The 24,037-nt window shown below is 40.4% G+C and carries 22 protein-coding genes; 9 read left to right on the top strand and 13 right to left on the bottom strand.

Annotated features, from left to right (window positions below):
- Positions 1–62 precede the first annotated feature (62 nt).
- Entirely contained in the window at positions 63–4,268 is a 4,206-nt protein-coding gene (rpoC, locus tag ED622_RS10635) for a DNA-directed RNA polymerase subunit beta' (protein ID WP_122033837.1), read from the top strand.
- A 221-nt stretch (positions 4,269–4,489) separates the two neighbouring features.
- Here rpoC and ED622_RS10630 read toward each other — a convergent pair whose 3' ends face one another.
- The 6 genes from ED622_RS10630 to rsd all read right to left on the bottom strand — a co-directional run bounded on the left by ED622_RS10630 (position 4,490) and on the right by rsd (position 10,415).
- A complete protein-coding gene (locus ED622_RS10630) occupies positions 4,490–5,338 on the bottom strand; it encodes a hypothetical protein (RefSeq protein ID WP_122033836.1) in 849 nt (282 codons plus the stop codon).
- 3 nt (positions 5,339–5,341) lie between these two features.
- Positions 5,342–7,663 carry a fimbria/pilus outer membrane usher protein gene (locus ED622_RS10625; RefSeq protein WP_162922506.1) on the bottom strand — a complete coding sequence of 774 codons (2,322 nt, stop codon included), beginning with the start codon at positions 7,661–7,663 and terminating at the stop codon, positions 5,342–5,344.
- Positions 7,664–7,725: 62 nt separating this feature from the next.
- Positions 7,726–8,421, bottom strand: a complete 696-nt coding sequence (locus ED622_RS10620; protein ID WP_122033834.1) for a fimbria/pilus periplasmic chaperone — start codon at positions 8,419–8,421, stop codon at positions 7,726–7,728.
- 62 nt (positions 8,422–8,483) lie between these two features.
- Positions 8,484–9,077: a hypothetical protein gene (locus ED622_RS10615; RefSeq protein ID WP_122033833.1), complete on the bottom strand. Its 594-nt coding sequence runs from the start codon at positions 9,075–9,077 to the stop codon at positions 8,484–8,486.
- A 127-nt stretch (positions 9,078–9,204) separates the two neighbouring features.
- The gene (locus tag ED622_RS10610; protein WP_122033832.1) at positions 9,205–9,750 is read right to left on the bottom strand and encodes a LuxR C-terminal-related transcriptional regulator; all 546 of its coding nucleotides are present in this window, start codon (positions 9,748–9,750) and stop codon (positions 9,205–9,207) included.
- Positions 9,751–9,932: 182 nt separating this feature from the next.
- Positions 9,933–10,415, bottom strand: a complete 483-nt coding sequence (rsd, locus tag ED622_RS10605) for a sigma D regulator (RefSeq protein WP_122033831.1) — start codon at positions 10,413–10,415, stop codon at positions 9,933–9,935.
- A gap of 160 nt (positions 10,416–10,575) precedes the next feature.
- On the opposite strand from rsd, the gene nudC reads away from it, so the two are divergent.
- From nudC to ED622_RS10590, 3 genes are all read left to right on the top strand, one after another.
- Positions 10,576–11,355 carry an NAD(+) diphosphatase gene (gene nudC, locus ED622_RS10600; protein ID WP_122033830.1) on the top strand — a complete coding sequence of 260 codons (780 nt, stop codon included), beginning with the start codon at positions 10,576–10,578 and terminating at the stop codon, positions 11,353–11,355.
- 106 nt (positions 11,356–11,461) lie between these two features.
- The gene (gene hemE, locus ED622_RS10595) at positions 11,462–12,529 is read left to right on the top strand and encodes a uroporphyrinogen decarboxylase (RefSeq protein ID WP_045103104.1); all 1,068 of its coding nucleotides are present in this window, start codon (positions 11,462–11,464) and stop codon (positions 12,527–12,529) included.
- Between the two features lie 114 nt (positions 12,530–12,643).
- The gene (locus ED622_RS10590) at positions 12,644–13,099 is read left to right on the top strand and encodes a TerB family tellurite resistance protein (RefSeq protein WP_162922505.1); all 456 of its coding nucleotides are present in this window, start codon (positions 12,644–12,646) and stop codon (positions 13,097–13,099) included.
- Positions 13,100–13,165: 66 nt separating this feature from the next.
- On the opposite strand, the gene ED622_RS10585 is transcribed toward ED622_RS10590, so the two are convergent.
- A complete protein-coding gene (locus ED622_RS10585) occupies positions 13,166–14,080 on the bottom strand; it encodes a D-2-hydroxyacid dehydrogenase (RefSeq protein ID WP_122033829.1) in 915 nt (304 codons plus the stop codon).
- 71 nt (positions 14,081–14,151) lie between these two features.
- On the opposite strand from ED622_RS10585, the gene ED622_RS10580 reads away from it, so the two are divergent.
- Positions 14,152–14,745, top strand: coding sequence for a YjaG family protein (locus ED622_RS10580; protein ID WP_122033828.1), 594 nt, complete (start codon positions 14,152–14,154; stop codon positions 14,743–14,745).
- Between the two features lie 99 nt (positions 14,746–14,844).
- Here ED622_RS10580 and ED622_RS10575 read toward each other — a convergent pair whose 3' ends face one another.
- A complete protein-coding gene (locus ED622_RS10575; protein WP_122033827.1) occupies positions 14,845–15,906 on the bottom strand; it encodes a CNNM domain-containing protein in 1,062 nt (353 codons plus the stop codon).
- 220 nt (positions 15,907–16,126) lie between these two features.
- On the opposite strand from ED622_RS10575, the gene ED622_RS10570 reads away from it, so the two are divergent.
- Together ED622_RS10570 and ED622_RS10565 are read left to right on the top strand one after the other, a co-directional pair.
- On the top strand, positions 16,127–16,399 hold the full coding sequence (locus ED622_RS10570; RefSeq protein ID WP_122033826.1) for an HU family DNA-binding protein: 273 nt from the start codon (positions 16,127–16,129) through the stop codon (positions 16,397–16,399).
- Positions 16,400–16,439: 40 nt separating this feature from the next.
- A complete protein-coding gene (locus ED622_RS10565) occupies positions 16,440–17,144 on the top strand; it encodes a DUF1481 domain-containing protein (protein ID WP_122033825.1) in 705 nt (234 codons plus the stop codon).
- Between the two features lie 76 nt (positions 17,145–17,220).
- Here the strand turns inward: ED622_RS10565 and purD are convergent, their stop codons facing one another.
- Together purD and purH are read right to left on the bottom strand one after the other, a co-directional pair.
- A complete protein-coding gene (purD, locus tag ED622_RS10560; protein ID WP_045103097.1) occupies positions 17,221–18,513 on the bottom strand; it encodes a phosphoribosylamine--glycine ligase in 1,293 nt (430 codons plus the stop codon).
- A gap of 214 nt (positions 18,514–18,727) precedes the next feature.
- Positions 18,728–20,320 (bottom strand): bifunctional phosphoribosylaminoimidazolecarboxamide formyltransferase/IMP cyclohydrolase, encoded by a 1,593-nt coding sequence (gene purH, locus ED622_RS10555; protein ID WP_122033824.1) that lies wholly within the window; start codon positions 20,318–20,320, stop codon positions 18,728–18,730.
- A gap of 286 nt (positions 20,321–20,606) precedes the next feature.
- Between purH and zntR the strand changes: the two genes are divergently transcribed.
- A complete protein-coding gene (gene zntR, locus ED622_RS10550; RefSeq protein ID WP_122033823.1) occupies positions 20,607–21,026 on the top strand; it encodes a Zn(2+)-responsive transcriptional regulator in 420 nt (139 codons plus the stop codon).
- A gap of 89 nt (positions 21,027–21,115) precedes the next feature.
- Positions 21,116–21,424: a hypothetical protein gene (locus ED622_RS10545; RefSeq protein ID WP_122033822.1), complete on the top strand. Its 309-nt coding sequence runs from the start codon at positions 21,116–21,118 to the stop codon at positions 21,422–21,424.
- 160 nt (positions 21,425–21,584) lie between these two features.
- Here ED622_RS10545 and fis read toward each other — a convergent pair whose 3' ends face one another.
- The 3 genes from fis to prmA form a co-directional block, all read right to left on the bottom strand.
- Positions 21,585–21,881, bottom strand: a complete 297-nt coding sequence (gene fis / locus ED622_RS10540; RefSeq protein ID WP_005421285.1) for a DNA-binding transcriptional regulator Fis — start codon at positions 21,879–21,881, stop codon at positions 21,585–21,587.
- A gap of 22 nt (positions 21,882–21,903) precedes the next feature.
- On the bottom strand, positions 21,904–22,872 hold the full coding sequence (gene dusB, locus ED622_RS10535; protein ID WP_162922509.1) for a tRNA dihydrouridine synthase DusB: 969 nt from the start codon (positions 22,870–22,872) through the stop codon (positions 21,904–21,906).
- Positions 22,873–23,067: 195 nt separating this feature from the next.
- Complete coding sequence (gene prmA, locus ED622_RS10530) at positions 23,068–23,952, bottom strand: 50S ribosomal protein L11 methyltransferase (RefSeq protein ID WP_122033821.1); 885 nt, start codon at positions 23,950–23,952, stop codon at positions 23,068–23,070.
- Positions 23,953–24,037 lie beyond the last annotated feature (85 nt).

Here is a 24,037-nt window from a genome sequence, read left to right as displayed (position 1 = left end):
GATTGTCCGGTAGAATATAAGGCGCTCGCCGAGCGCCTTTTTTCTCCTTACAGGAGCCGAATGTGAAAGACTTATTAAAGTTTCTGAAAGCACAACATAAGACTGAAGAATTTGATGCAATCAAAATCGGTCTTGCTTCACCTGACCAAATTCGTTCATGGTCTTTTGGTGAAGTTAAAAAGCCAGAAACAATCAACTATCGTACCTTTAAGCCAGAACGTGACGGTCTTTTCTGTGCACGTATCTTTGGCCCAGTTAAAGACTACGAGTGCTTATGTGGTAAATATAAACGCCTGAAGCACCGTGGTGTTATCTGTGAAAAATGTGGCGTAGAAGTAACGCAAACTAAAGTTCGTCGTGACCGTATGGGCCACATTGAACTTGCGTCTCCTGTTGCACACATCTGGTTCCTTAAGTCACTTCCATCTCGTATTGGTTTGTTAATGGACATTCCTCTACGTGATATCGAACGTGTACTTTACTTTGAATCATATGTGGTTACAGAGCCAGGTATGACTGACTTAGAGCGCAGCCAACTTCTTTCAGAAGAAGAGTACCTTGATAAGCTAGAAGAGTTCGGTGACGAATTCACAGCTAAAATGGGTGCTGAGGCGATTAAAGACTTGCTTGGTTCTATGGACATGCAAGCTGAAATCGAGAACATGCGTGAAGAGCTAGAAACAACTAACTCTGAAACAAAACGTAAGAAGCTGACTAAGCGTTTGAAACTTGTAGAAGCATTCGTTCAATCTGGTAATAACCCAGAGTGGATGATCTTAACTGTTCTACCAGTACTTCCGCCAGATCTTCGTCCTCTAGTACCACTAGATGGCGGCCGTTTTGCTACGTCTGATCTAAATGACTTATACCGTCGTGTGATTAACCGTAACAACCGTTTGAAGCGTCTTTTAGACCTAGCTGCACCAGACATCATCGTACGTAACGAAAAACGTATGCTGCAAGAGTCTGTTGATGCGCTGCTTGATAACGGTCGTCGTGGTCGTGCGATTACAGGTTCTAACAAGCGTCCTCTGAAATCTCTTGCTGATATGATCAAGGGTAAACAAGGTCGTTTCCGTCAGAACTTGCTTGGTAAACGTGTAGATTACTCTGGTCGTTCTGTAATTACAGTAGGTCCATACCTTCGTCTACATCAGTGTGGTCTTCCTAAGAAGATGGCACTTGAACTATTTAAGCCATTTATCTACAGCAAACTAGAAGGTCGTGGTCTTGCTACGACAATCAAAGCTGCTAAGAAAATGGTAGAGCGTGAAGAAGCGATCGTTTGGGATATCCTAGATGACGTAATTCGTGAACACCCAGTACTGCTTAACCGTGCACCAACACTTCACCGTCTTGGTATCCAAGCGTTTGAACCAGTACTAATCGAAGGTAAAGCGATTCAGCTTCACCCACTAGTGTGTGCGGCATATAACGCCGACTTCGATGGTGACCAGATGGCGGTACACGTACCTCTAACTCTGGAAGCTCAATTAGAAGCACGTACCCTAATGATGTCGACGAATAACATTCTGTCGCCAGCATCAGGCGACCCAATCATCGTTCCTTCTCAGGATGTTGTATTAGGTCTGTACTACATGACACGTGACAAAATTAACGCGAAAGGCGAAGGCATGTACCTTGAAGGTTTTGCTGAAGCTGAGAAAGCATACCGTACAGGTTGTGCAGAGCTGCATGCTCGCGTTAAAGTTCGAATCACAGAAGTACTTCGTGATGAAAACGGTATTGAAACTCGTGAAACTAAACTGGTTGATACGACTGTTGGTCGTGCAATGCTATGGCAGATCGTTCCTGAAGGTCTACCTTACAGCATCATTAACCAGAAGTTAGGTAAGAAGCAAATCTCTAACCTACTAAACGAAGCGTACCGTACTCTTGGTTCGAAAGAGACAGTAATCTTTGCTGACCAAATCATGTACACAGGTTTCGCATACGCAGCATTGTCTGGTGCGTCTGTTGGTATCGACGACATGGTTATTCCTGATGCTAAGTACACTAAAGTGGCTGATGCAGAAGAAGAAGTTAAGCAAATTCAAGAACAGTACCAATCTGGTCTTGTAACTGCGGGCGAACGTTACAACAAAGTTATCGATATCTGGGCAGCAACGAACGAACAAGTTGCTAAAGAGATGATGGATAACTTGTCTTCAGAAACTGTGCTTAACCGCGATGGTGAAGAAGAGCAACAAGAATCGTTTAACAGCGTTTACATGATGGCCGATTCAGGTGCTCGTGGTTCTGCAGCTCAGATTCGTCAGCTAGCAGGTATGCGTGGTCTGATGGCGAAACCAGATGGTTCAATCATCGAAACACCGATCACGGCGAACTTCCGTGAAGGTCTAAACGTAAACCAATACTTCATCTCAACGCACGGTGCGCGTAAAGGTCTTGCCGATACAGCACTTAAAACAGCGAACTCAGGTTACCTGACTCGTCGTTTAGTAGACGTTGCTCAAGATGTAGTTGTTCACTTAGATGACTGTGGTACATACGAAGGTGTGACCATGACCCCTCTAATTGAAGGTGGTGATGTTAAAGAACCTTTACACGAGCGTGTTCTAGGTCGTGTGGTTGCTGAAGATGTATTGAAACCTGGTACAGATGAGATCCTTCTTCCGCGTAACACGCTTCTTGATGAGAAGCAGTGTCAAATCGTTGAAGATAACTCAGTTGACCAAATTAAAGTACGTTCAGTAGTAAGCTGTGAAGCTGACTTCGGTTGTTGTGCAAACTGTTACGGTCGTGACTTGGCTCGTGGCCACATGGTAAACCAAGGTGAGGCAGTAGGTGTTATTGCTGCTCAATCAATCGGTGAACCAGGTACACAGCTAACGATGCGTACGTTCCACATCGGTGGTGCGGCATCTACGGCAGCAGCAGACAACAGCATTCAAGTTAAAACGACTGGTTCGATTAAACTTCATAATGCTAAGCACGTAACGAATGGCGAAGGTAACTTAGTTATTACTTCTCGTGCTTCTGAATTAACAGTTATTGATGAGCATGGCCGTACGAAAGAGAGCTATAAGCTATCTTACGGTACTATTCTTTCTAAGAAAGATGGTGATGCAGTGGTTCAAGGCGATAAGATCGCTTCTTGGGACCCGCATACAATGCCAATCATTACAGAAGTACAAGGTCAAGTTCAATTCGTGGACATGATTGATGGTGTTACGATCACAACTCAAACTGATGAGTTAACTGGTCTATCTTCAATTGTAATCCTTGATGCGGCTGAGCGAGCGTCTGCTGGTAAAGACATGCGTCCAACAGTGAAACTTGTTGATGCGAATGGTCGTGACATCATGATCCCTGGCACTGAAATGCCAGCACAATACTTCCTACCTGGTAAGGCGATTGTTAACCTTGCAGATGGCGGTAACGTAGGTATCGGTGAAACACTAGCTCGTATTCCTCAAGCTTCAAGTGGTACTAAAGATATTACCGGTGGTCTTCCACGCGTTGCGGACTTATTTGAAGCTCGTAAACCTAAAGAGCCAGCAATTCTTGCTGAGCACGCAGGTATTGTTGCGTTTGGTAAAGAAACTAAAGGTAAAGTACGCTTATTGATCACTCGTGACGATAACGGCGAAGTTTATGAAGAAATGATTCATAAGCACCGTCAACTTAACATCTTTGATGGTGATAAAGTTGAACGTGGTGACGTTATCTCTGATGGTCCAGAAACTCCACATGATATCCTACGTTTACGTGGTATCCATGCAGTTACTGAATACATCACTAACGAAGTTCAAGAAGTTTACCGCTTACAAGGCGTTAAGATTAACGATAAGCACATTGAAACTATCGTTCGTCAAATGCTACGTAAGTGTACGATTACACATTCTGGTGATTCTACTTTCCTTGAAGGTGAGCAACTAGAATTCGCTAACGTAACGATTGCAAACCGTCTGCTTGAAGCAGAAGGCAAGCAACCAGCACGTTTCGGTCGTGATCTACTAGGTATTACTAAAGCGTCTCTTGCTACTGAGTCGTTCATCTCTGCTGCATCGTTCCAAGAAACGACGCGCGTACTTACTGAAGCTGCGGTTTCTGGTAAGCGTGATGAACTACGTGGTCTGAAAGAAAACGTAATCGTTGGTCGTCTAATTCCAGCGGGTACAGGTTTCGCTTACCACCAAGAACGTCAAAAGCAAAAAACAGCAGAGCAAGCAGCTCCATCTGCTGAGCAAGCGACGGACAACTTAGCAGCACTATTAAATGCAGGTTTCTCTTCTGAAGAGTAATTGAGATTTAATAATCGCTAAATAAAAAGCCCTGCAGAGATGCAGGGCTTTTTTTATACAATTAAAAATTTTAGTGATCTAATACTGAGCTATAGTCGCATTATTGTTGTTATTTGCTGAGGCTGTACCGGTGGCTAAATCAAGAGCTATGGCGCCCAGCAAATTCAGACAGCAAAGATAATCCTATTTTTCGTAAATACGCATCAGAAACCAATCAGATTTTATAGCTTTACTTCAAGTTTAATTGTTAGTTGATCGGTGTAATTTCCGGCTCTATGTATTTTTGCTTTATCAGTAATTAGAATTTCAATCGGGATGGCTATTTTCCCAAATTGAGTGAATCTATAGAGTTTTTTACTCTTTTCATGTTGAGTCGGAATAAATTTATTATCTTTGATTCTTATTTGGTATTCAATTTTCGACGAATTATATCGGGTGTGAGTTAATCCTGCATTTTGTGATGTTATGAGTAGGTTTGTTTTAGTATTACTTTGTGCAATTAGTTGAACTTCTCTACTTTTTCCTTCTTTTATCTCTCCAAAATCTAGGGAATGCTTCGATAAAATATTGCCGCTTATTCCTGAGTGAATATTGAGTGTGGCGATAGGCTCAACAACGTAAAGAAGGTCTAATTTTTTCTGCTTAACAGGCCTTTCTTTATTGCTTTCCATAACGAGTATTTCTAAATCCTGTCGGTAAGTTTTTGGTGATAATAATAATTGACTAGGAACCTTTACCATCAATTGAGTCGTATTTTTTGTACTAATAGGTAGTAGGTACTGTTGAGACTGCAATTTCTTAAGAGGATTTAACGAGTTATTAAATAATGAATCGGATGCTTGATAATTTATGTGAGAGAAATCGAATGGGCGAGTTACTTTTACAATAATATAATCAGCGCAAGAGAGAGAGCTCTGATGAAAGGAAATATGAACAGGTATGTAGTGTTCATTCTTCTGCAGGGATGATTTTTGAGCTACTTTTTGTTGAATGGACCATTTTATATTGCATTGGGCTTCGGCATAAAGTGGTAAACAAACAAGTAGTATCATGATTTTTAAATACGTCATAATTTACTCCTTATTGCGAAGTTGGGTCGGAGTGTTTTTTGCCCTTAGCATCACATCTCCTATATTAAGCAATAGCTCAGGGGTGTCAGGAATGAGTAATTCGCCTTCACTATTTTTCATTGTCGTAATGCTTAATAAATATCTCCCTGAACTCATACCTTCAAGAACAAATCGGCCCTGACTATTTGTAAAAAATGAAACACTGTGCTCATTTTTCTTCGCAATACCACTTTGTAATATAACTGGCTCCCCATTAATGTGCTTTAGAGTGCCAATAATTGTTTTTGAATAGTCAGAACCCACCATTATTTTATAACCAGTAAGGCTTCCTGGGGTGATTTGATGAGAGCCAGAACCTAAATTATAGCCAAGAGGGGCCATTGGTGACTCTGTAATTAGCTGGTTTTTCATATGGGGTGCTAGTGATATATGTGAAGACAATGTAGGTGTTGCAATCGCTTCGATGTTTCGTTCAATGGTGGGGTTTATATTTACAGCACTTTTTAGTGACGGATGAACAGAAACTATCGCAATAGGTGCAATAGGTTGGGGTGATATTGAAACTGAATTATCAACAATTGCCAAGGTTGAAGATAGGTTAGTACTGACATTGGATGTCTTATTAGTATTGTTCTGGTAATAATAGGCAGATGCTCTAAAACGATTGGCTATGTGGCGGACTTCTGCTTCTGTGCTGGAGGTGTCTTCATATTGATTGTAGGCAATTAGCCCTCCTGTGCTGCCAACATATGAATCTGTATTTTTACTTACTTCAGCTCTAGTATAGTCATACCGACTGTCATAAGTTATGAGTGATTGAAATTCTGTATTAGGAATCGATTCCCTCCAACGAATATTGGCAAAATAAAGCGTTTCATCAAAATTGCTTTCGCCAATATATTCATAACTCGATCCAAGCTTTAACGTAATATTATGAATTGACCAATTTAAAGCTGCTTGGATACGATAGTTGTCACTTTCCTTGTAGTCATCATAATTACCAATAAAATCAAAGCTTAATTGCTGCATGATAGATTGATTAATGTTCATATTATAACGATTTACAGTGACCGCTTCATTATCATCCCAAGGTGAGCTCGAGTAGTTAGATAAATGCTCTACATTGAACCGAATATCAGTTCCTGAATAGGTTGGAGTCGAAAAAAAAGTATTCGAATAATCAATGGCTGCAACTGAGGATATCGATCCTTCTGAATACGCAAAACTTGGGCGAATAGTGATAACTCCAATAGGATGATTAACTGTCATATTCCCACCTAAGATCTGTCCATTAGGATGATAAGTACTATTTAACCCGATTGTTACTTCGTTAGTTAAACCATATAGATAATTACCAGATGCAATAATATTTTCGGTATAAGTTGCCTGTAATGTAGAAGAGTAATCTGTTGCTATCCCTAAAGAAAAATTAAAGTCATCGAATCCTTTAGCTAAAATCTGATGAGAAAAGAAGTTACTAAAAGTTAGGGTTTCTTCCTTTCCTGATAAGTACTCAAGTGTCAGAACGACATCGTTAGCACCCGCGGATACAGGTAAGTCATTAAGAGAATAACGCCCTGGAGCTAAACGAATCTTGGTTATAAAGAGCCCGTTAACCGTGATGGTTACATCTGCACTTTCTGTTAATTGAAATTCCTGATTTGGTGATGAGGTAACTTGCTCTGTAGGTCTTAATTGGCTTCTTGCTCTTGATACTTCAATACCTGCAATGGTTAAAGAGGACAGTTGACTAGAAGAGGAGGTATCAACCTCGCCTAGAGTTAAGCGATAGGGTGAATCTGGATTATCAAAATAAAGTTGGATGGGACCTCGGCCTGTCGTCGTTTGATTATCATCTTCCCAATCGACATAGCCATTCCAAATAAGATTTGCACCATAAACCCCACCTATATTTAGGGCACCAACAAGCTCTAAACTGTTTGAGTGCTGATGGCTATCGGGGCTATACGAAGAGACAAGATTGAATGCATTTTGAAACGTATAATTTGCAGGAATGGTATAGTTTGGAACTTGATAGTTTTTATTAAAATCGAGACGGGAAAGCGCCATTAATTGTGGAGATAGAGAGAGTCTTAAAACTAGAGATTGGGTATCAAACGTCATTTGAATACCATAATTTCCTAACGACAGTAGCGTTGTTGAATCTCCTTCTTTACGGCGGATGTCTTCGAGTACATCATCGGTGACGATTCCATGCAGCGCCAATTTCAGTTCTAACGTATCCAACCCTATGATTGTGATGCCGTTTGTCGTTGCTTGAATCGATGAAATATTACGCTCATTCATTTCTATTGGAAATTCCATAATCCAATTAGCGGTAACATTGTGTGATATGAGCAAAAGAAGACACAATATTCGAAGCATAGTTACATTGATGTGAATTCAATATTTTGAAAGTTACCAATAGAAGGTATGGCTGAAGGTGTTAAGAAAAAAAACTTATTTCTATTTGGTAATATGAATTGGAATTGAGTCAGATCTGAAAATTCTTGCCAATTTAGCGTTAAGGTTTTCTTCTCTCCTATTATTTTTAATTTCTTTTGAGAAAGGTCTATAAACTTGTTCCCTTGATTTTCTATTGTGATTTTATAGTTTTTATCTGACGGAGTTATGCTGACTTTTAACTCTTCTTCAGCGTCTTTTGGGCTGATTAAAATCAAGGCACTAAAATTAAATAACACTTTAATATGAGAACCTGTGATGGCATCTTTATCGAGGGATAGTTGTTTGAATATTACTCGGTAAGGGTAGGTGTAGGTAATACTTGGATCGCCCAAATAACGAACCCGAAATATTTGAGAACTATTGGGTTTGATTAATGCTTGAGGAGGCATGATGAAAAAATCATCGCTAACAGTCGTTTGTTCCACATCGTTGTCATTTAACATCGATTTTAATAGTTCAGTTTCTATTGGTAATGACTCTTCGGAAGTATTTGTTATTTTAAAAACAGCATTGGATTTTTGACCTACCGGTTCCATAACCTGAACAAAGGGTTCAACTTGAAAGGCAGAAACATTAAGAGAAAAGAAAAATAACAGATAATAAAGAATATATTTCATAGTAAAGTCCCTTTCAAAAGAAAAGCGAACCTGAACAGGTTCGCTTTAAGTATAGTGACTATTTAAAGACTTACTGGAGAAATTGTTAAAGTGATGACATCGTTATAATCACCAGCTCTTTCCATTCCGGTTAAGCCAATAGGTTTTACGTATAATTTTTTCGATTGAGGTGAAAGCGCGACGACTGCTGGATCAAATGCCGATCCATTTGAGCTTGTCCAAATGCTTTCAACCAAATCGGTAGGTTCGTCAATAGGGAAGAATTTATCACTGACAATCCCTGTATTATTGTTATTTTCATGGAAACGGAATAAGTAATCGATACTGCCGCCATCATCATTCATTAATTGACCATCATTTAGTGATGTTACATTGATATTGGCTCTACCGTGTCCATCGTTACACCATACGAGTACTTCACCCACTTGTGTTTTTCCAGCCCCCGCCACTGACAAATCTAAAGATGTAAAATTACTTGCTGCAGATAAGTCCATAAATGTCATAACGCACTTAACCGGAATGTTCCCCGATATATCTAAAACAACAGTATCACTAGAGCCTGTAAATGTTTCAGCTTCTGTTGTTGAAAGAGTGGCTGCCATTAATGCTGGCGAAAATATTAAAGCAACGGTTGCTGCTAATAATGTTGTTTTCATATTCAATCCCTCGTCTATGCATATGTGAATTCACATGTTCGCAAAAGAAGTCTAGTTAATGCCGGCTTTTTCCACGTCATACCAAGGGGTGAGATTTATTGTCTTTATCGGGGGATTTATGGGTGATTTAATGAGATAGGGTTTGAAACAGAGTTAGAACCTCTCTTCGTGAGTGAACATTTAATTTACGGTAAATATTTGATAAATGTGTTTTAACGGTGTTTTGACTAATGAAGCATCGTTCAGATATTTGGGCATTGGTATTATTTTGAATTAGTAACTTACAAATGTGGATTTCTTTTTTAGTTAAATCATAGTGACATGCATATTTTTGACAGATAAAAGCGCTCTCAAATGCGGGTTTTACTGATTCTTTTAGGGCCTTTGATAGTGTATGGCGAGAAAACCATAACTCACCACAAAGGATGGATTTTACGGCTTTGGTTATTTGCTCTATGACCTGTGTTTGATAAATCTCACCACAATATCCTTGTTCTATTAATTGAGCTGAAAGTTCAAAGCTTTGGTTAGTGTTGATGATTAACCAAGGATAGGGTGTTGATTTTGGTGTGTAAACATCAGGGGCGAAGAGCGATGTTGTTTTATAATCTATAATCGCGAGAGATAAGTTGGATATCGTAGGCAGCATTGAGTAGTCAAGACTTGAGTTCATGACTACTCTTGGCAGCGTTTCGATTAATATGTCAGAAATTAACGTGCTTAGTTTTTGATTTTTTGTGATGAACAATAGCCGTAAGGCATCTTTACTATACAAAGTGAATTCCTTTCAACGGTTTGTTGATTAGTAAGTATAGTTGGGTCTGCCATTTAATAAAGATCCTCGTATTTTAAGGCTTACGCCCCCGGAGGATGTGCTAGGCTACTTGAAATTTGCTCTATCAGCCCATCTTCTAATTCAAATCTTGCTTCAATAATCTCACCGAGAGTGGAAAAATCGTTATCAAAATCAATTAGCAGAAGATCTTCATCTTCTTTGGCGTATTTATCCGTAAAATTAAGGATAGGATCCGTCGTTTTAGTGATGTTTGCGTAGGAGAGGCTCATTTCCTCTGTTGGAGAGAACCCTGTTGCGTCCCACTTTGCCATGACCATATTGTAGATTTTAAAATGCCCTTCTGAAATGTAATCAATCAGGTGCTGAGTAAATGATTGAATGGAAGAAAAAGAAGGCAGAGAGGTTGCTGAACTTTCAAAGGGAGGAAGCCCTGCTAATTTACAGTATTCAACCAACAAATCTTGTCTAGTAGAGAGCCAGTGGTCAATAACATCGTTATTCCCACCCCATTGTTCTTGGAATTGATTTAGTTTAGTAAGCATAACGATATCCTTGTAGTTGCAAGCAATAAACCAACGTCTTATATCTATACCCAACATATTAAAATACAGTTTCAGAGAAGATCGGTTGGGTATACACTCATTACTATGTTCTTTAAGATTGCCAGTAAATATTGATGGCTGCAAGAGGGTTGTGATAAAGATGTTAAACCAACATACAAACGCGTACTGGTGTGTCGTAAATGATTCAGCAATTTGGCTAGAGGGCAGTAACCTTCCTTGCGGGAGTGCCATTGAACTTAATTTACCTTTTGAGCAAGCGGTATGCATTGGTGATTATGACGGTTTCCCTGTGATGTGGATCAATGATGAACACATAGAGCAAACCGTTGAATATACTAGCTTGAGAGACCTACTACAGATCAAAGAACCGTTATTTCTAATGATAAGTAAAGCGATTCAATATGGGTTCATGGCTCGTGAATTTCGCTTTTGCCCTCAATGTGGTGGCCGAACGCAATTAAACCTCAACCAAATAGCCATGCAATGTAATGAATGTAGAAAATTGCATTACCCCCGTATTTTTCCTTCAATTATTGTTGCAGTACGTCGAGATGACACCATTTTATTAGCACAGCACCAACGACATAAAGGTGGATTATTCACTGTTCTTGCTGGTTTTGTTGAGGTTGGCGAAACGTTAGAGATGGCTGTCGCGCGTGAGGTGTTTGAAGAAACGGGGATTAACATCTCTAATATTCGCTATTTTGGTAGTCAGCCATGGGCCTTTCCTTCCAGTTTAATGATGGGCTATATGGCTGATTATGACTCTGGTGAGATCAAAGTAGATAAAAATGAGTTAATAAAAGCGGATTGGTACCCTCAAGATAATCTGCCAGAGTTAGCACCAAAGGGCACAATAGCTCGTTCGTTAATCGAGGCGACCTTTGATGAAATAGAAGCCCAGCAAAGAATTGAATAATTCGCATTTAGTAGAAGATTAAGTAAATATGATCTTGATAACAAAGGTAAGCTTTTGTTCCAGAGATTGAGTGCTACAATAGCGGGAGCTAATATAAGGAAAGATCATGACAGAATTAAAAAATGACCGCTATTTACGTGCGTTATTAAAACAACCAGTAGATTACACACCAGTTTGGATGATGCGCCAAGCAGGTCGATACCTTCCAGAGTACAAGGCGACACGAGCAGAAGCTGGTGATTTCATGTCTCTGTGCAAAAATGCAGAGCTTGCTTCAGAAGTGACTCTTCAGCCTTTACGTCGTTTTCCTCTAGATGCAGCGATTCTATTTTCAGATATTCTGACTATTCCTGATGCGATGGGTTTAGGTCTGTACTTTGAAACAGGCGAAGGCCCTAAGTTTGAACGCCCAATTACTTGTAAAGCTGACGTAACTAAAATTGGCCTTCCAGATCCAGAAGGTGAGCTGCAATACGTAATGAATGCAGTGCGTCAAATCCGTAAAGATCTAAAAGGCGAAGTGCCACTGATTGGTTTTTCTGGTAGTCCTTGGACACTAGCGACATACATGGTTGAAGGCGGAAGCTCAAAAGCATTCACTAAGATCAAAAAAATGATGTATGCAGAGCCTGCAACTTTGCACCTATTGCTAGATAAATTAGCTGATACAGTTATTGAATACCTAAACGCGCAAATTAAAGCGGGTGCACAATCAGTGATGGTATTTGATACATGGGGTGGCGTATTAACGCCTCGTGATTACAACGAATTCTCTTTGCAGTACATGCATAAGATCGTTGATGGCTTAATTCGTGAAAATGAAGGTCGTCGTGTACCAGTAACGCTATTCACAAAGAATGGTGGTATGTGGTTAGAGTCAATTGCAGCAACAGGCTGTGATGCCGTAGGCCTTGATTGGACAATCAATATTGCAGATGCGAAAGCTCGCATTGGTGATAAAGTGGCTCTACAAGGTAATATGGACCCATCAATCCTTTACGCACAACCTGAACGTATTCGCCAAGAAGTGGGTACTATTCTAGAAGGTTTTGGTAATGAAGGAACAGGCCACGTATTTAACTTAGGTCATGGTATTCACTTAGACGTTCCGCCAGAAAATGCAGGTGTATTTGTGGAAGCGGTTCATGATTTATCTAAGCCTTACCATAAATAAAATCTTAGTTTAAGATCCTAGATAGAAAGGAGACTCATTGTAGTCTCCTTTTTTATTAGAACAGAGCTATAATTTTATTGTCATAAATTAGATGAAAGCAATAAAGAGCCAGTTATGTTTAAACAATTACGTACCTTATTAAAAAAAGTCATCAATGAAGCGGCAGAAAGCGGCTCAAATGATACGACCTCGATGCATTTAGCAATGGCCTCATTACTTTGCGAAGTATCGGGCGCTGATCATCAAAGTGATGAGCGTGAAGATAGCGCGAAACTACAGTTATTGGTAAAACTGCTCGATATTAGTGAAGAACAAGCACAGCAATTATTGCTGGAAGCGGTAGCTAAAAGTAAAGCGTCGACGTCTTTATATGAGTTTACGACTAAGCTGAGAGCCTTAATGCCAAATGAGCGTTATGATTTAATCGAAGCGATGTGGGCTGTTGCGTATGCCGATGGCATAATTGAACCGATGGAAGAGGCTGTTATTCGCCAAGTCTCCGATTTGATCTATCTTGATCATTTAGAGTTTATACGAGCAAAACTTGCCGCCGCACCAAAACATCAGTAACTGAACATTAATTAACAGAATATTGAAGCCTGCGCATAAACAGGCTTTGTTTTTTACTAAATGATCTTAATAACCCTTATCAAAATCCACCAAGTTCAATAATGAAAACCCATCACGCCAACGTAAGTAATTCTCAGTAAACTGCTCAAAAACCTGCTCAGGAAAACTGATTGCAGCAATATGTGGAGTCACTGTGATGTTAGGGTGGTGCCAATAGGGACATTCTTGAGATAAGGGCTCGTTAGTAAACACATCGAGAAAAGCATGAGAGAGGGATTGCGACTCTAGGGCATGCAATAAGCCATAGTTATCGATGACATCACCACGTCCAACGTTAAATAGTAATGCGCCATTACAGTCGTTTAACGTATCAATATTAAGTAAGCCAACGGTTTGTTCTGTTTTAGGTAAAGTACTGACAATCACGTCTGCTTGCTTAAAAGCGCTGCTCATTTCAGTAATGTGAAATACTCTTTCAAAGGGAGAATCTTTGGGTGGAATGCCTGAACGATTAATACCATAAGCAGTAAAGCCTAATGCTTTCGCCGTATTTGCAAGAGCGCAACCAATCGATCCCGTACCTAGAATGACCATGACTTTATCGGTGAGTGATGAGTAGCTATGAGGTTGCCATTGTTTTTGCTGTTGTTGTTGCTCATACAATGTAAAGTGACGAAAATATTGAATGCAATAACCCAAGACATACTCAGAGATCTGTTGACCAAAGATCCCTTTTACATTGGTCAGATCGTAGTCTTGTCTTAAGTCTGGGTGTGTTAAAGCGTCAATACCCGCAAAGGTAGATTGAACCCAGTCGACAGATTCAAATTGGTTAAGTAAATCTAGAATGAGTGGTGGATCGGCAAGAACAATGTCAGCCTTTCTAAGATCGTGACAAATTTCGAGATCAGGAAGATCCGATGGCTTGAAAAGTGAGAGGTATTTCTCTTTTTCTTTTGAAATGATAAGTAATTTATTCATAACCTTCCTTTTGTCATTCGTGGTTATCAAGTACACTTAAAGCGTCATTTTTTTATAGTGTAGAATCGTATATGTTACGCAATCCTATCCAAGTTCGTTTAGAAAAGTTTGAACCATGGCAACAAATTACTTTTATGGCTTCTTTATGTGAGCGTATGTATCCAAACTATGCCCATTATTGTGAAGCTACAGGCTTTGCTGAGCCTCAAACCTATCGCGTTATACTAGATAGTATTTGGGAACTATTGACCGTTAAAAATGCCAAGATTAATTTTGAACGTCAATTAGAAAAGCTAGAAGAAATGATCCCTGAGTTAGATGATGACTCAATTTACCTAACTTATCCGGCTATTGATGCGTGTGTTGCGCTATCGACTTTCTTACACGGGATCTTAGATCGTGATGTATTAGAAGACGCGATGTTTAAGATCAGTCAATTATCTGTGATGACCGTTGCTCAACTAGTTGAAGCGGAAACGGGTGAAGAAGTAACAGACGAAAATCAAAAAGAAATTGAGGTGATTTGTGAAGAGTGGGATGTCCAGTGGGCTATTTTCCGTCCTCTTCGTGAAGCAGAAGAGCGTGATATCGATTTAATTAAAGATCTACGCCAAGAGTTACGAGATGAAAATGTAAGTAATATTGGACTTGAACTGAGCTACTAATACTCTTACTTGCATAAAAAAACCGATGATAATTCATCGGTTTTTTTGTTTTAATCTAAAGGGGCTTGCTAACACCTTTATATTTATTTTTGAATTTACTTAGTGTTCTTCTTTATCTGTATTATCGATAACACCGTGTTTAGTTTTCCAATTTGTCCAACGTTGTTGAGCAAGTTGCTGCATATCTGTTGTTTTGTCAGCTTCATCAATAATCTCTTCGCCAACCATGTATTCAAAGATATCTTCTAGCGTTAATAAACCTTGAACCGTGCCATATTCATCAATGACTAGAGCAAGCTGCGCTCTGTGCTTCATCAAGTGTTCAAATGCCTTTGGTAAGGTTGATGTGCTGATGACAATCTGGATAGGGCGCATGATAGAGCCAAGAGGGCGTTTTCCTTGCCCTTCATGCATTGCAGAGAACAATTCTAAGCGGTGAGTAAAGCCAATGATATTGTCGCTGTCTTCGCTGTAAATCAAAGGACGAGAGAATGGCGTATTCATGTGTTCCTTTAGGAAGCCTTCAACCGTCATTTCTGCATTAACGCGAAACAATACTGTTCTTGGTGTCATTATCTGTGTCACAGGGATATCTTTAATGTTTAAGATATTTGTTAGTATTTTTGATTCACCTTCAGCGAACTCACCATTCTCTTTTGCAAGCGTCGCCATTGCTGCAATTTCATCTCTTAATTTTGGCGCTTGGTGGCCACGAGCTAAACGTTTGGTCAGTTGCTCTGAAGCCCAAACAACAGGAGTCAGTAATAGAACCATCCAATAAAGCATTCTTGCTGCCATTGGTGCTAGTTGACGCCAGTAAGTGGCACCAATCGTCTTAGGTACGATCTCTGAGAATAATAGGATAGCGAACGTTAAGAACGCTGAGAATACGCCTAACCATTCACTACCAAAAACAATAGAGGCCTGAGCACCAGATGCTGCTGCACCCGCAGTATGAGCGATAGTGTTTAGTGTTAAAATAGACGCTAAAGGACGGTCTACATTATTTTTAAGTTTCGTTAATCTTTCTGCTGCAGGGTGATTTTCCTGGCGCATTTGGGCTAAATAACTTGGACTAATACTAAGTAAAATAGCCTCAAGAACAGAACAAATGAAAGATACGCTAATAGAAATGGCGATATAGATGGATAAAATAAACATTATTAATCTCAAAAAAGTAAGCAAGCCCTTATAAAATGGGTGCTGATTGACCAAAATACAATGACTCATAAGTGAAAAATAGTAACAATTTGTGAGACGTTACTCAGTTTGTGCCTAAAGAACACGCATTCTGTAGCAAGAAGCGTGACAAACCTTTGCCAGATAGGGTCTTTATGCATTAGAGTGAACAAGATTTCAAAAAAATAGAAGGGAAACCCTAATGAATAAAACCCAGTTAATTGATGCTATTGCTGAAAAAGCAGACCTATCAAAAGCACAAGCAAAAGCAGCTCTTGAAGCGACTCTAGAAGGCGTAACTGGCGCACTTAAAGATGGCGAACAGGTACAACTTATTGGCTTCGGTACGTTTAAAGTAAATCACCGTGCAGCTCGTACTGGTCGCAATCCTAAGACTGGCGATGAGATTCAAATCAAAGCGGCTAATGTACCAGCATTTGTTGCAGGTAAAGCACTGAAAGAATCAGTGAACTAAGATATACTTTGCCGAGTTAACCCTTAACTCGGCATTTTTTATGAAGCGCATTCTCTCTACCTTACTTCTTTCTTTATTTCTCTTTGGCTGTTCATCAAATCCTTCAGATGAGCAACGCATCAAATCGGTCACTTTAACGGGTGGTCAAATACAAGGTGATGCGACCAGTTTTTATTGGTATACCCGTCGACTACAACAATCTATTAATGCGTCTGATTACGTGACCATGGGTGATTATGGTTGGTATCAAACGACTTACCGTTGGGAAAAAAACATACTGGTTGAAGCGGTTCGTGAAGGCGAAATGCTGGATAGTACCGATGGACTTATTCCATACATGATGCACGTTCGTTATAACGGTAACGGAGAAGCCGTGTATCAACGCTACCGTAAAAACGGCCGTATATTTCCATTAATGCCAACCCAGTTAGCTCAATTTCAAGATCAATCAACGTATCTAATTGCTAAAGTTGAAGGGTTAAATAAAGATAACATTTCTTTATTTCAAGGTGAGTGGGACGGCGAGACATTTAATTCTTGTGATGGGAAACAATACAGTCAATTAGAGTTTAATCAGATCTTACCTAATTTTGTCGTGGCAAGATTGTCTGGCTTAGATAGCTTTATTTCATTTTTAGGTGAAGAGAAAAATCGAGATAAGAAAATCTTAAAAATGTCGGAGTTATTGTTATTAACCGATGACAGTTATAAGTGTGTAGAACGTCCAAATCTTATTGAAGATTAATACCAGTTGTAGATTATTGAACAATAAAAAAGGCGCTATCATTAGCGCCTTTTTGCTATTTGTAGAAAAGTAATGTTTATTTGCTTTCTAATTCGCGAGCAATGGCACGGTAACCAATGTCATTGCGGTGGAACATTCCATTCCAACTAACTTGCTTTGTAAGCTCATATGCACGTTCCTGAGCTTCTAAGACGGTATTACCTAATGCAGTTGCACATAACACACGTCCGCCATTTGTAACTACATCACCAGCGTCGTTGTTTTTTGTGCCGGCATGAAATACTTTCTGGCCTTCAACTTCAGTCGCAGGAAGAGAGATGATATCTCCTTTTGCGTAATCTGAAGGGTAACCACCAGCAGCAAGGACAACACCGATAGAAGCGCGTGGATCCCATTTAGATTCAGCTTCATCCAGTTTCTCATCAATTGCCATTAAGCATAGCTCAACAAGATCTGATTCCATACGCATCATGATAGGCTGTGTTTCTGGATCACCAAAGCGACAGTTATATTCGATGACTTTTGGTGTGCCATCAGCATCAATCATCAAACCAGCATATAAAAATCCAGTATAAGGTGCGCCTTCAGCATCCATTCCACGAACCGTAGGATAGATAACTTCTTCTAGAATACGATTATGGATCTCAGGAGTAACAACAGGAGCAGGAGAGTACGCGCCCATTCCACCTGTGTTAGGGCCAGTGTCTTTATCGCCTACACGTTTGTGATCTTGGCTAGTCGCCATTGGTAGAACACTTGCGCCATCAACCATAACGATAAAGCTTGCTTCCTCGCCTTCCAAAAACTCTTCAATAACGACACGACTGCCAGCGTCACCAAAGGCATTACCAGCAAGCATATCTTTAATTGCGTCTTCTGCTTCTTCAAGCGTCATTGCAACAATAACGCCTTTACCAGCAGCAAGGCCATCGGCTTTAACGACAATCGGTGCACCTTGTTCACGAACATAAGCTAATGCTGGCTCAATTTCAGTGAAGTTAGCGTAGTAGCCTGTTGGAATATCATGGCGAGCCAAGAAGTCTTTAGTAAACGCTTTAGATCCTTCTAGTTGTGCTGCCGCTTTCGTAGGACCAAAGATAGGTAATCCGGCTTCACGGAATGCATCAACCACACCAATCACTAATGGGCCTTCTGGACCAACGATAGTCAGTTCAATTTCTTTTTCTTTAGCAAACGCAACAAGAGCAGTAATGTCTTCAACATCAATCGCCACGTTTTCTAATTTTGGTTCAAGCGCTGTACCTGCATTACCTGGAGCGATAAATACCGTTTCAACGTTTGGGTTTTGTGCCGCTTTCCAGCCTAAAGCATGCTCTCTACCGCCTGCGCCGATAATTAATACATTCATTTTATTTTACCTTTGATAGCTTCATCAGATTACCGATTTCGGCGTCAAACATGCTCACTTATAGTCATAAGCTCCGCGTGTTTGCCTTGAACTAGGCAATCTGATTTTGCTCTAAAAATTAAAACTTCTATTAATGTTGATGAGTAAAAAGCCAACATTGATGAACTGTTAAACGAATAAAAAAGGCTCTAGGAAAATCTAGAGCCTTTTCTGATTAGTGACGGAAGTGACGCATACCGGTAAAGATCATCGCCATGCCATGTTCGTCAGCGGCAGCAATAACTTCGTCATCACGCATAGAGCCACCCGGTTGGATAACACATTTAATACCTGCTTCAGCTGCAGCATCAATACCATCACGGAATGGGAAGAACGCATCAGATGCCATTGCACAGCCTTCAACTACAAGACCTTCGTCAGCGGCTTTAATACCTGCGATTTTTGCAGAGTAAACACGGCTCATTTGGCCAGCGCCGACACCGATAGTCATGTCACCTTTAGAGTAAACAATCGCGTTAGATTTAACGTATTTAGCTACTTTCCAGCAGAACAATGCATCTTTTAATTCTTCAGCCGTTGGTTGGCGCTTAGAAACCACTTTAAGCTCATCTTCAGATACCATGCCTTGATCGCGATCTTGAACTAGTAAACCGCCGTTAACGCGTTTCACGTCAAAGCCAGTTGTTTTCGTCGACCACTCACCACATTCAAGTAGACGAAGGTTTTTCTTAGCCGCTACGATTTCAATTGCTTCAGCAGAAACAGAAGGAGCAATGATAACTTCAACGAATTGACGCTCAGTAATTGCTGTTGCTGTAGCTGCATCTAGTTCGCGGTTAAATGCGATGATACCGCCAAATGCAGAGGTTGGGTCTGTTTTGAAAGCGCGGTCATAAGCTTCAAGAACATCTTTACCTAGGGCAACACCACATGGATTTGCGTGTTTAACGATAACACATGCAGGTTCGTCAAATTCTTTCACACACTCTAGAGCAGCATCTGTATCTGCAATGTTGTTGTAAGAAAGCGCTTTACCTTGGATCTGGCGAGCAGTTGATACTGACGCTTCTTCAGGATTTGCTTCAACATAGAATGCAGCAGCTTGATGACTGTTCTCACCGTAGCGCATGTCTTGTTTTTTCTCGAACTGTTGGTTGAAGGTGCGAGGGAACTTGCTCTCTTCATCACCTTCTTTGTTCTCTCCATAAGAAGGAACCATAGTGCCGAAGTAATTAGCGATCATGCCATCGTAAGAGGCCGTGTGCTCAAATGCTGCAATCGCAAGGTCAAAACGCGTTGCTTGAGTCAGTGATTTGTCGTTAGCGTCCATTTCAGAAATTACGCGATCGTAATCGTGAGCATTAACGACAATAGCAACGTCTTTATGGTTTTTAGCCGCAGAGCGAACCATTGTTGGACCACCGATATCGATGTTCTCAACAGCATCAGCTAGAGTACAGCCTTCTTTTGCTACGGTTTCAGCGAATGGATAAAGGTTAACAACAACAATATCGATTGGGTTGATACCATGTTGAGCCATGATGTCATCATCTTGACCGCGACGACCAAGAACACCACCATGTACTTTAGGATGAAGAGTTTTAACGCGGCCATCCATCATTTCAGGGAAGCCTGTGTAATCAGATACTTCTGTTACAGGGATATTTTTTTCTGCCAGCAGGCGAGCTGTGCCGCCAGTAGATAAAATATCAACACCACGTTCAGTCAGTGCTTGAGCAAATTCTACAATACCAGTTTTATCAGATACGCTAATTAGCGCGCGACGGATCGGACGTGGGTTATTCATTGCTACTTTCTTCCTTTAGAATTAAGTTAGGATTTTTGCCAAAAATGAACTTGTTCTGTTTGTCTTTTATTAAGTAGTAAAAGTAATAAACAGTAATTGGCCAGTTTTGGGAAATACCCTAATCGAGAGTGAAGTTAGAAACATCACATCAACGCAATGGCGCATATTCTAACTAAAGTTAAACAAAAAAGCTCGCGCAATCGTTTGCACTGGTAAAAAAAAGATGCCATTTCTCTAAAAAAAGAATAAAAATAGGCCTGTATAAAGAGGGATGAGGCAAAATAAAATGTATTTGATTGGTGAATTGGCAAAACTGTGTAAGGTAACCAGTGATACGTTACGCTTCTACGAGAAAAATGGCTTACTTATTCCATCAGGAAGAAGTAGCAGTGGTTATCGTCTTTATAATGAAGAAAATTTGGCTCAAATTCGGTTTATTTTAAAATCAAAGCAGCTAGGGTTAACGTTAGATGAGATCCAGGAATTACTTGCGATCCGTTTAGAGGCCACTAAACACAGTTGTGCTGAGGTTAAATCGATCACCCAAGCTAAGTTAAATACCATTGATGAAAAAATTGCGCAGTTAACAGATATTCGTACCGCATTAAAAAGTATTAATGATGCATGTTGTGGTCATATTGATGATGATGCCTCACATTGTTCGATTCTTTCAGCCTTGGCTGAGCTAGAAGAGAAAAAAGCGTAAATTATTATGCCTGTTTACTCAAGATGTTGATAAAATGGTCGATAGTTTATGTATAAGAATACGAGCAAAAATTAGGTGAGAGCCAATTAATGGAAAAACAATACGTAATGAAATTGCTTTCCGCTCTGAAAGTTATCGATAAAAAAATCAGTGAGCAAGGCAAAGCAGTAATGGAGCTTGATGCTCGTATTAAGCGTATTGAAGCTCAGAATGCCAAGATCGGTAAAATGATTGATGGTGTTGCTACTCAAGGTACGAGTACTGCAGGAGCCTCTGCTGATTTAAGTGAACTTGATGAGCGCTTGAAAGGAATTGAAGAGAAAACAGCAAAAGCTGTTGAGCTTATTCGCTCAGGAGCTGGGGCTGGTGGTGGCAAGAAACGAGCTTGGCCGCCATAGTAGGTAAGAGATTTAAAAGCCGATATTACAGAAATGTAGTATCGGTTTTTTTATACCTATTGTCCCTAGAAAGGTATGAATGTGTTTATTTTAGGTATAAAAAAAGCAGCGTTAATTGCTTAACACTGCTTTAAATTTTTCAATAAGATATGAATCTATATTAGTTCATGCCGTATTTTTTAAGTTTCTTACGAAGTGTACCACGGTTGATACCCATCATATTTGCTGCTTTTGTTTGGTTGCCGCGAGTATGCTGCATGATCATGTCTAGTAGAGGTTGCTCTACTTCAGCTAATACTAATTCATATAAGTCGTTAACTTCTTGACCGTTTAATTGGCCTAAGTAGTTTTTCAGCGAAGCCTTAACAGAGTCACGTAGTGGTTTCTGAGTAATTTGGTCTTGTGCTGTAACTGTTGTAACTGTTAATGCTTCTGAAGTCATAGATTGATCGAACATATTCTGTTTAGCTCTTCTGTTATTATGATGCAACGTGGTCGAAATAGCTTTCAAGCTGATGGAGTTGCTGTGAGGCGTCCTCTATCGCATTAAAGCCGCGGCGGAACTCATTTGCTTGCTCATGCTCTTTTAAATACCAACCCACATGCTTACGAGCAATGCGAGGGCCTAAAAACTCACCATAAAACTGGTGAAGCGCATGAACATGGCCAAGTAAAGTGGCCTTCACTTCTTCAATTGGAAGAGGTGGCATAAGTTCGCCCGTTTCTAAATAATGTTGGATTTCTTGAAAAATCCATGGCCTACCTTGTGCAGGACGGCCGATCATTAAAGCGTCAGCGCCTGTGTAATCAAGCACAAAACGAGCCTTCTCCGGCGAGTCGATATCACCGTTCGCTATAACCGGAATAGAAATCGCTTCTTTTACCGCTTTAATGTTGTCGTACTCAGCATCACCTTTGTACATACAAGCTCTGGTTCGCCCATGGAGCGCTAAAGCTTGAATGCCACACTGTTCTGCCATTTTTGCAACCTGAACACAGTTTCTATTGTCTGGATCCCAGCCTGTGCGCGTTTTCAGAGTGACAGGAACATCAACTGCATTCACCACAGCCAGTAAGATCTCTTCAATCAAATCTGGTCGTTGTAGAAGCGCTGAGCCTGCAAGCTTCTTATTCACTTTTTTAGCAGGGCATCCCATATTGATATCGATGATTTGCGCACCAGTTTCAACACAGTGTTGCGCTGCTTCCGCCATTAACTTTGGATCTGCCCCTGCAATTTGTACTGAGCGAATACCAGATTCACCTTCATGTACCATGCGATTTTGGGACTTAGATGTTTTCCACAGTTTTGGATTAGAAGACATCATTTCGCTCACAGCCATACCTGCGCCGTAACGCATACACAACTCACGAAAGGGCCTATCAGTTACACCAGCCATAGGAGCAACGATAAGATTGTTCTTTAATGTATATTTACCTATCTGCAAAACATCCACACACGTTTGTGTCAGCAAGGGCGCGCATTTTACGCATTTTTTGTCCGCCTGAAAAGAGCAAATTTTGAGCATTTACAAATAGTTTATGCAATTTGTTTATATTTCAGTCAATTAGACGGTTTTGTGCCTCAAATTTAGTATTGAGGCATTGAAGTTTTTTCTAGGAGGAGTAGGTCTGAGGCGACGTTACTTCTTAATTCCTGAGATTCTGCACCATTCTTGTTGCTCTGCAATCGCATCAAGAGTGAAGTTCTCAGAATAATATGAAGCGACATCGAGAGCTTGAGTATCAAGTACACCAGACATTGCTAGAGCGCCGCCAGGGGCAACGTGAGCAGTGATAATGCTTGAAAGTTCACGTAGGGGAGCAGCAAGAATATTGGCAATAACTACGTCAGCGACAAGGTTCTCTGGTTGCTCTTCCGGTAAGAATAATTCTAATTGGTCGACAACGCCATTACGAGCGGCATTCTCTTTTGAAGCGGTGATCGCTTGAGGATCAATGTCGATCCCAACCACTTTCGCTGCGCCTAGTTTGATCGCCGCGATCGCTAAGATGCCAGAACCACAACCAAAGTCGATAACGGTTTTACCAGTTAGGTCGATACTCTCTAACCATTCAAGGCAAAGTGCGGTTGTTGCGTGTGTGCCTGTACCGAACGCTAGACCAGGGTCAAGCATTACGTTAATAGCATCAGGCTCAGGGATTTCACGCCAGCTTGGGCAAATCCATAAACGCTCACCAAATTTCATAGGGTGGAAGTTGTCCATCCACTCGCGTTCCCAGTCTTTGTCTTCTAATTGCTCTACTTTATAAGCAAAATTATCATCAAGTACTGAGCTTGATTTTAACTGTGCAATCACTAAATCCATGTCGGTTTCTGCATCATAAAGAGCAACAATATCCGTTTCGCCCCATAAACGAGTTTCTCCAGGAAGAGGCTCAAAAATAGGTACGTCTTTAGCATCTAAAAAAGTTACAGAAAGAGCACCAGTCTCTTCCATTAGTATGTCACTGATTTGTTCAGCATTTTCAGAGGTTGCGTTTAGTTTTACTTGAATCCAAGGCATGGGGATCACTTTTTTTAGTTGGAAATATCGGCGAATTTTATCATAGAAAAAGGCCGTGAGTGTAATCACTCACGGCCTTTATTTA

The organism is Aliivibrio sp. EL58 (assembly GCF_900312675.1).
Taxonomy (GTDB): Bacteria; Pseudomonadota; Gammaproteobacteria; order Enterobacterales; family Vibrionaceae; genus Aliivibrio.
The sequence above is the reverse complement of the archived record's forward strand: the minus strand, read 5'-3'. Positions and strand labels throughout refer to the sequence as shown.

What these genes read in the sequence shown, in the direction of transcription:
- ED622_RS10630 (WP_122033836.1), bottom strand. Translation starts at nt 5,338, where the DNA reads ATGACGTATTTAAAAATCATGATACTACTTGTTTGTTTACCACTTTAT.
- ED622_RS10625 (WP_162922506.1), bottom strand. Translation starts at nt 7,663, where the DNA reads ATGGAATTTCCAATAGAAATGAATGAGCGTAATATTTCATCGATTCAA.
- ED622_RS10620 (WP_122033834.1), bottom strand. Translation starts at nt 8,421, where the DNA reads ATGAAATATATTCTTTATTATCTGTTATTTTTCTTTTCTCTTAATGTT.
- ED622_RS10615 (WP_122033833.1), bottom strand. Translation starts at nt 9,077, where the DNA reads ATGAAAACAACATTATTAGCAGCAACCGTTGCTTTAATATTTTCGCCA.
- ED622_RS10610 (WP_122033832.1), bottom strand. Translation starts at nt 9,750, where the DNA reads ATGAACTCAAGTCTTGACTACTCAATGCTGCCTACGATATCCAACTTA.
- rsd (WP_122033831.1), bottom strand. Translation starts at nt 10,415, where the DNA reads ATGCTTACTAAACTAAATCAATTCCAAGAACAATGGGGTGGGAATAAC.
- nudC (WP_122033830.1), top strand. Translation starts at nt 10,576, where the DNA reads ATGTTAAACCAACATACAAACGCGTACTGGTGTGTCGTAAATGATTCA.
- hemE (WP_045103104.1), top strand. Translation starts at nt 11,462, where the DNA reads ATGACAGAATTAAAAAATGACCGCTATTTACGTGCGTTATTAAAACAA.
- ED622_RS10590 (WP_162922505.1), top strand. Translation starts at nt 12,644, where the DNA reads ATGTTTAAACAATTACGTACCTTATTAAAAAAAGTCATCAATGAAGCG.
- ED622_RS10585 (WP_122033829.1), bottom strand. Translation starts at nt 14,080, where the DNA reads ATGAATAAATTACTTATCATTTCAAAAGAAAAAGAGAAATACCTCTCA.
- ED622_RS10580 (WP_122033828.1), top strand. Translation starts at nt 14,152, where the DNA reads ATGTTACGCAATCCTATCCAAGTTCGTTTAGAAAAGTTTGAACCATGG.
- ED622_RS10575 (WP_122033827.1), bottom strand. Translation starts at nt 15,906, where the DNA reads ATGTTTATTTTATCCATCTATATCGCCATTTCTATTAGCGTATCTTTC.
- ED622_RS10570 (WP_122033826.1), top strand. Translation starts at nt 16,127, where the DNA reads ATGAATAAAACCCAGTTAATTGATGCTATTGCTGAAAAAGCAGACCTA.
- ED622_RS10565 (WP_122033825.1), top strand. Translation starts at nt 16,440, where the DNA reads ATGAAGCGCATTCTCTCTACCTTACTTCTTTCTTTATTTCTCTTTGGC.
- purD (WP_045103097.1), bottom strand. Translation starts at nt 18,513, where the DNA reads ATGAATGTATTAATTATCGGCGCAGGCGGTAGAGAGCATGCTTTAGGC.
- purH (WP_122033824.1), bottom strand. Translation starts at nt 20,320, where the DNA reads ATGAATAACCCACGTCCGATCCGTCGCGCGCTAATTAGCGTATCTGAT.
- zntR (WP_122033823.1), top strand. Translation starts at nt 20,607, where the DNA reads ATGTATTTGATTGGTGAATTGGCAAAACTGTGTAAGGTAACCAGTGAT.
- ED622_RS10545 (WP_122033822.1), top strand. Translation starts at nt 21,116, where the DNA reads ATGGAAAAACAATACGTAATGAAATTGCTTTCCGCTCTGAAAGTTATC.
- fis (WP_005421285.1), bottom strand. Translation starts at nt 21,881, where the DNA reads ATGTTCGATCAATCTATGACTTCAGAAGCATTAACAGTTACAACAGTT.
- prmA (WP_122033821.1), bottom strand. Translation starts at nt 23,952, where the DNA reads ATGCCTTGGATTCAAGTAAAACTAAACGCAACCTCTGAAAATGCTGAA.